6 protein-coding genes are annotated in these 7187 nt (G+C 43.7%); all 6 read right to left on the reverse strand.

Annotated features, from left to right (window positions below):
* Window position 1: 1 nt before the first annotated feature.
* Window positions 2–478, reverse strand: a complete 477-nt coding sequence (locus QZ209_RS04235; protein WP_294344974.1) for a YbaK/EbsC family protein — start codon at window positions 476–478, stop codon at window positions 2–4.
* Between the two features lie 5 nt (window positions 479–483).
* Window positions 484–2031 (reverse strand): cobalamin-dependent protein, encoded by a 1548-nt coding sequence (locus tag QZ209_RS04240; protein ID WP_294344975.1) that lies wholly within the window; start codon window positions 2029–2031, stop codon window positions 484–486.
* A gap of 520 nt (window positions 2032–2551) precedes the next feature.
* Window positions 2552–3613 (reverse strand): radical SAM protein, encoded by a 1062-nt coding sequence (locus tag QZ209_RS04245; RefSeq protein WP_294344976.1) that lies wholly within the window; start codon window positions 3611–3613, stop codon window positions 2552–2554.
* Between the two features lie 626 nt (window positions 3614–4239).
* On the reverse strand, window positions 4240–5763 hold the full coding sequence (locus QZ209_RS04250; RefSeq protein ID WP_294344978.1) for a sodium-dependent transporter: 1524 nt from the start codon (window positions 5761–5763) through the stop codon (window positions 4240–4242).
* A 117-nt stretch (window positions 5764–5880) separates the two neighbouring features.
* On the reverse strand, window positions 5881–6498 hold the full coding sequence (locus tag QZ209_RS04255; protein ID WP_294344979.1) for a class I SAM-dependent methyltransferase: 618 nt from the start codon (window positions 6496–6498) through the stop codon (window positions 5881–5883).
* A 527-nt stretch (window positions 6499–7025) separates the two neighbouring features.
* A partial coding sequence (locus tag QZ209_RS04260; protein WP_294344987.1) for a DsrE/DsrF/DrsH-like family protein occupies window positions 7026–7187 on the reverse strand: 162 nt, incomplete at its 5' end.

Consider the following 7187-nt stretch of genomic DNA (forward strand, 5'->3'; position numbering starts at 1 on the left):
TTCACTTACATGCGAAAACGTGATACTCATTACCCGTCCAATCCAAATACCTCATAAAATCCTGAGCACCTATAATCAAACCGGAGGTGCTTTCATCTCCATGAAAAGCCAATTCCGAATAGTTCAACATTTCAGAATCAATGCAAACAACCACTTTATTTTGCTTATCATGCCTCAGACCAAAAGGAGTGACAACACCAGGCTCTCCCCCCAAATAGTCAGCTAATTGCTCCGGAGCAGCAAAAGACAAGCGCTTTTCATGGACCATTCTGCTTATAGCCTTCAAATCTGCTAACTTGCAGGATTCTAACAGCACAAGATAGAACCGATTTTTTTTGTGGTTCTGAAGAAAAAGATTCTTGATCTTTCCTCCGGTAAAACCCTTGTAATATTTTTCACCACTAACGCTATCGGTAACAGGAGGATGAAAAAGCGACCTATATCTTATTTGTAAACCATCAAGTATATCAAATATCATACCGCTCAGCCCTTATATGGCCAAACCGAATTTGGAAAAGCTGTCTGCCAGTTATAGGTATCTTGTATACTGTTCAGCTCTTTCGTTCTTTTCACTACCAGCTCTTCGATCTTTGAAGGATCAGGAATATTTTTTGTCCTGTGGTGTGTTGCAAACAATGAATATCCAGAATAATCATGGACATTGACAACATTATGTTTGTTCGCATTGAACCATGACGTTCCGGGAAGCATCGTTGCACTTAATGTCAAAGCGGCATCGAGATAACCATCCTTGATCATTTGCTTGTGAATTTCCATATCATTTTCGACAATCTCTGCAGTATGTTCCGGTGTTCCGAGAATATCACTTGTAAAGACATAAACGTCAGCCTCTTCTCTCAACCGCTTCATACATTCAAAATTATTTTCATACCTGTTAACCATTGTCCCCGTAGCACTTTTTCCTTTGTTCCAGGAACGTGGATTGAACGGCATATACAGCCCGGTAAGCTTTCCTGAACTTGTCTTGTTAAAATCAACAAGCAAATCTGTCACAGATGTGTTCAAAGTCTCGAAATCAAAGCCACCTGTTATCTGCCAATAAAAGCCGTATTTATTCAACAAGCCAAGTTTCTTCAAAAGATTATCCTTCTTATAAATAAATGCATCATCCTGAACAATAATTTCTTCTATACCACTTTCCTTGAAAACCTTAAATTGCTCGTCGATTAAATCCCAATCCAAATAAGAGGTGTAATTTCCTTTTTGACTCCCTGCAACACAAAAATCACATTTTCGAAAACATCCTTTGGAAAACATAAAATCGGTAGATTTTCTCCCAAAAGAAGGATAAGAATAGGCTTGATCGATAGGATAGTGGGTATCTGCTATAATAGAGTAGTCGAGCAATGGAAATTGTTTCATGCTTTGAAACTCACCGTGAATAACTCTATCGCTAATTTCTCCTTTTACAAGAGAATCAATAACCGCAATAGCATCGCCTGTTATGAGGTGATCCACCCAATCATTCTCTTTAAGGAAATCTTCCCAGCAAGCAGAAATATGTTGGCCTCCATATATCATCTTAACGCCAGGGAAAGATTTTTTAATAGATTTTCCCAGCATAACTGCAGTGCGATAATTTGTGCTTGCAATGAGGGGAACACCCACATAATCGGGAGAAAATGCCTCTACTTTTCGTAATGTATCTTCGAGTGAATTTCCAGTTCTCGCAATGGTTCGGACAATTTCATCTCCTTTGAACGCTGTGTATTTCTTCGTGAACTCTCCTGGTGTATTCTGCTCAAAAAACCTGTTTTTCTCTTTTCTATAATCCTCCAACGAAATATCAATTTGATAGCGTGAAAGTTCACTTCCTTTCAACTTTGTTTGAAACAGAACAGAACGGCCCAAACCACCATTTCTGACAACCTCATCCAGATACATGACATTGTGTCCTTTTTCCTTCAAAAGTGAAGCCAGATACCAAATTCCAAGGTATGAGCTGGTTCTTACCATTTCCCAAGTAGCATCCGTTTCTAATGCAGGCTTTATGAACATGACATTCGACATATCAACCTCCCTTCATTAATGTTTGAACTGCAAAACAATCCTTTTACAGAAGACATGAAGGAACAAGACAAAATTATCCTTCCATAGTCCGGTCAGCATACGGACACACTCCACCCATGAGTTTTTTTTCACATGCCACACAACGACGAAAAGCGTGCATGAACGATCAAAAAAAGAACAAGTGTACGCGTCTATGTAAAACTATAGGAAACTGGCACTGGTAAAGATGGAGGAAGTACCATACGAGAACAAGAACAGCAGTGTATTTTCACCAACAAAAAACCGCAAAACAATCGAAATAATTTCCAGCCAGCAATAAAAAGCGAGAGAAAGCATGCAAGTCATCACTTTATAAGAGATAACCCTTCACAAGCGGTGACAGCTTACAACGGTTGTAGTGAGAGAGTATCGATACAAATCGCTCTATTCATGAAATACCGCTAAGATCAAGACCCTCCTGAGATGTTATCCTGTAGCCAGCTCCTGGGAAAAGTTTCATTTGACACAGCTGCCCCGAAAATCATAGTAGACCTTTTTTATACATACAGCTGCCGTCAAAATTATCTCGAACGTCACTCATAAATCTGCTCGAATCCCATATATCCGAAATATTGCCACCATCCCGTATATTCCCGAAAGGAGCCTTTATCCATCGGGAACCATTTTTCCACATCTTTGCTACGCAAGGCCATATATCTCCCTGTATATCCACATAAACACCTAAGGTTTGCGTACAGGCTCCGCCACCATAATAGGCGAACCCTTCTGAGCGTTCGATTTCCATTGACTTATCAATCTCATATATGGTGCTCAGCAGCATACTTCTCTCACGGCTGGATATCGGCATCAATAAAGACGAAATCTCCTGACCCTCCTCACATCCGAAATCCTTCAGCGACTCATAACCCATAAAATCTCCCCCGGCTGTTCGTCCGGACGGAATGTATTCACCGGCCATAGGATACACATTGTTATCACGGCACCACTTATGCATAGCCGGGATCTCCTCGATATTACCTTTAAAAACCATGGTGTTCAGCCCAAGTCGTGTCGGCACGATATCATTAAAGCCGGCATCCATAAGATGTAACAGCGCCTTATCCCTTTTTTCAGAGTATCCCTTCCTGCCACAAACCAAATCCTGTACCAAGGGGGACCGAGAATTGCACTTTAAAACAACACTGACATCCCTCATATAACAAAAGTCGATCAATTCATCATTACTTTCAAAAGCGATACCATTGGTAAACAATACCGAGGTCATGTCATTTTCATATATACAGTTGATAACATCTCTAAAATATGGATCAATTGTCGGCTCTCCAGCCCCAACAATATTGACAGTCTTCGCACCCAGCTTTTTAAAGTCTTTGATAACCCTGCATGTTTCTTCTATGGAAAGCTCATTCGCTCTCCTATTTTTACGCTTTGAATCCTTTTCTTCCTTATAACAATACGGACAATTAAGATTACAAGCATTCGTTAAGTCCAGAGAAGGATTGATCATTTTTTTATCCTTCACAGCTCTCGTTGTCTCCTCCTCATAAAAATCCCAGCCCTTGATTGTGTTTCTTTCATCCATTGTCGTTTCGGTATGAAGTTCAAGTAGCATTCTACAGTTATTCGAAAAATCGCACGCGTTGTATAGAACAGTTGAAGCAAAGTCTCGACACGGCATTATCGGCCACTCGTAAGAGATAACACTACCCCATGTTCTTCAGCTGAATACAGATAGGAATGCATTAAGGAAAATCTGGAATGCCGTTCAACACGGTCAAAAGAGCACATACATGGGAGAAACTATCATGCATTTCAATACTTGATGACGACACCTATCCCTTGAGGCTGTTTGGGCGAAAAACAAGCAACAATATATTCCATCAATGATTATGGAGGAATGTGTACTGACTGTAAGAAGCGATCATAGATTTTTGAACACAGCGAACCAGTAACGGGCTCACGCAGCTATTAGCGTATACAGTCAGTATTTTATATGAAAAATATAGCAACTTTTCGATAGAGCATAAAATACCGAACATCTTTCGTTGTTTTTTTCCATTGATGTTTCATTTCGAACAACAATGCAGCAACAAGCAATCTACCCGGCTTGTTCCTAACAGCAGTTCATTCAATGCAAAAACAAATCATAAAGTACAAATTATTTACAACGTCCCCCTTTTCCTAAAGCAAAAAGTAGAGGAGTACTCGCTATAGTAGCTCCTCGCCTCGTCCTTTCGCCAAGTGATTGTCTGTTTTCCAGGGTTGTACCGCGAAAATGAAGGAGATGAGAAAAGTGATGCCGATCCAGCTCCAGCCTATACCGATCAAGCTTGTCCAGGAATATCCTCCGTATGCGACTGAAAGTTCTCTGACAAGCTGGTTCAAAAGAATCACCGTGAGGAAAAGAGGCAGGCAGAGCTTGATGACCCAGTTCCACCAGACGCCGAGCTGCATCTTCGAAACCTTGTTGAGATGCTTTCTGATGATATCGAGCCTGAAAAACCAGCCGACAACGATACACTCGAGCAGTCCGGCCATTACCAAGCCGTAATTGTTGATGAAGTGATCGACAATGTCGAGCCAGAATAGCCCTCCATTGGTCGTAAAAATTATACTGCCGGCAAAACCAAGGACACACAGCACAGTCGCAAGCTTTTTTCGGTTTATGCCGAACTTGTCTTCGGCCCCGGAAACAAAAGCTTCAACGATGGATATCGCCGACGATACACCTGCAACGGTGAGGCTCAAAAAAAAGAGCACACCAAACAGGGGACCCGCATCACCGATCAGTGAAATGGCTTTCGGATAAGCCACGAAAGCGAGACCGATGCTTTGCGTTATGACCTCTTCGAGCGGCTTGCTCTGAGTCACCGACATGAAACCGAGAATGGCGAACACCCCGAATCCGGACAGTAGCGAAAACCCGCAGTTCGCCAGCGCGGTGATCACCGCACTACCGGTCATGTTCGAGTTATAGGGCATATAGCTGGCATAAGCGATCATGATACCGAAACCGAGACTCAATGTAAAGAATATCTGGCCGTAGGCACTGATCCATACGTTGGGATCGCCGAGTTTAGTAAAATCCGGTTTGAGATAGGCCGAGATACCGACCATCGCACCCTCGAGGTTGACCGACCAGAACACAAGAACCAGTGTCAGCAGAAGGAGCAGCGGCATGAACACCCTGTTTGCAAGTTCGACTCCCCGGCTCACTCCTCGCACAATGATACCCCAGCTCACAAGCCAGACTGTAAGAAGACTGAAAAGTATTGGTGCCTGGACAACGCCAATATCAGCAGGAGAGGAACTGAGGTTCAGGAATGATTCGAAAAAGAACTTGTCGGGATCGTCTCCCCATGAAAGATTGAATGAATACAAAACAAAATTCACGCACCAGGCAATCACCACAGAGTAGTAAAGCACAATACCGAACATGGTAAACAAGAGAGGCCACCATCCAAGCCATTCCCACTGCCTGCCTATCTTCCTGAACGCAAGGGGTGCACTGCCTATCCGTTCGTGACCGATCCCGAATTCGAGGATCAGCAAAGGAATACCGGCAGTGAGAAGGGCAACAATGTAAGGAATCAGAAATGCCCCCCCTCCGTTTTCATAAGCCAGGTAGGAAAATCTCCAGATATTACCGAGCCCGACTGCAGACCCTATCGCTGCAAGAATAAAACCGGTCCTTGATTTCCACGTACTTCTTCCGGTACTTTCTGATGACATTTCTTCCTGATTTAATGATCGGATAAAGATCGTTAAATTTACAAAACGATAAGGATATATCTGTAGGATTATAGAGGAAGAACATCACCTAACGTATTGCTTTAAGAACAACTAGAATCACTCACGCCGCCTGAAATGACAGAAAAGATACATCTGTCCTCTTCCGCCGGGAGTTACGTGTTGTTGTTTGCGGTGTTGGCGGAGAACAAACTCACTTCCCAGAAAACCTTCCAGTTCCTCAACGGTATACCGTCGTACCGGTAGTCCGCAGCACTTTGGCGGGGCCTCGTGTGCAAAAGTTCCGAGAATGAGGTGCCCACCTGGTTTGAGTGCGTTTAAGAGTTGCGTGCGGTACTGCTGCTGCCATTGTTTTTCGGTGAAGAAATGAAAAACCGCCCGGTCATGCCACAACTCGTAATAATGGGCAGGAAGCTTCACCGACATGATATCCCCTTCCAGACAGGTAACCATGTTTTTTTTTCTACCCAGCGTTTTTTTAACCGTGGAGAGAGCCTTACCTGAAATATCGAGAACTGTTATAGAGCGGTATTCTGCATCAAGCAGGTCCTCGGAAAATGTCGATATACCGCATCCTACATCGATTATCGGTGCGTAGAGAGGAATCTCGAGCTGGTTGATCCAGCAGAGCGACGCCTGGAGATGTGGAGTATACCACCCGGGTTCATTCGACATCGTTCCTGAATACACCTTTTCCCAATGATCCTTCGAAGCCATGACTCTTTGCATCGGCGCTCTCCTGCATAGTGTTTTGATTCTTTGAACGATTCAAACAAGTACTCTCACAGCGTACAAAACTCCGTCGCATGTTTTATCGGTATGGCCGGACCGTTCATTCCTGCTCCAGGCACACATGCATGGCTGGTTCACGGCAGAATCCATCCGCTCGCGGAAAACGGTGCAGTTCTCTCGAACATTACGAGTATGGTTCCATCCCTGAAGCACAAAAAGGGCGCCAAGCCACCGAAAGATCAAAGGCAACTATGGCAAGCATACCATTTCGCTTTACCGAGGAATAAGAGCATCATGCTGTGGTGCCATCAAGCAGGAAAAAACTCAACAAAAATGTAACGATCGTTAAAGATATTCACAAGTCGACGTGACCAGCCTGGAGCATTCATGTATCGATCTTGAAAGCATCGATCCGCCTGAATTACCCTCTCGCTCCTCATGATTGACAATTGCCACTCGCGTTGCCGTTCAGGTGACAACTGAAGGCAATCGAAGTAAAGCGCAGGAAAACCTCATATGAACAGCTGAATATCCGCGTCGGCTGCGTACTCGAGAAACATGGCCGCTCCTGCAAGCTCCACGCCGTCGATGAAGTCTTCCTTGGAAAACCCGAACACATCCATCGTCATCTGGCACGCGATAAACTTCACTCCGCATTCGAGACACAGCTCGCG

Origin of the sequence: Prosthecochloris sp. (genome assembly GCA_015482705.2) — a bacterium.
Classification (GTDB): domain Bacteria; phylum Bacteroidota; class Chlorobiia; order Chlorobiales; family Chlorobiaceae; genus Prosthecochloris.

Bases quoted from the DNA above. Each gene is read 5' to 3' on its own strand.
- QZ209_RS04235 (WP_294344974.1), bottom strand. From the start codon at position 478: ATGATATTTGATATACTTGATGGTTTACAAATAAGATATAGGTCGCTT.
- QZ209_RS04240 (WP_294344975.1), bottom strand. From the start codon at position 2,031: ATGTCGAATGTCATGTTCATAAAGCCTGCATTAGAAACGGATGCTACT.
- QZ209_RS04245 (WP_294344976.1), bottom strand. From the start codon at position 3,613: ATGGATGAAAGAAACACAATCAAGGGCTGGGATTTTTATGAGGAGGAG.
- QZ209_RS04250 (WP_294344978.1), bottom strand. From the start codon at position 5,763: ATGTCATCAGAAAGTACCGGAAGAAGTACGTGGAAATCAAGGACCGGT.
- QZ209_RS04255 (WP_294344979.1), bottom strand. From the start codon at position 6,498: ATGGCTTCGAAGGATCATTGGGAAAAGGTGTATTCAGGAACGATGTCG.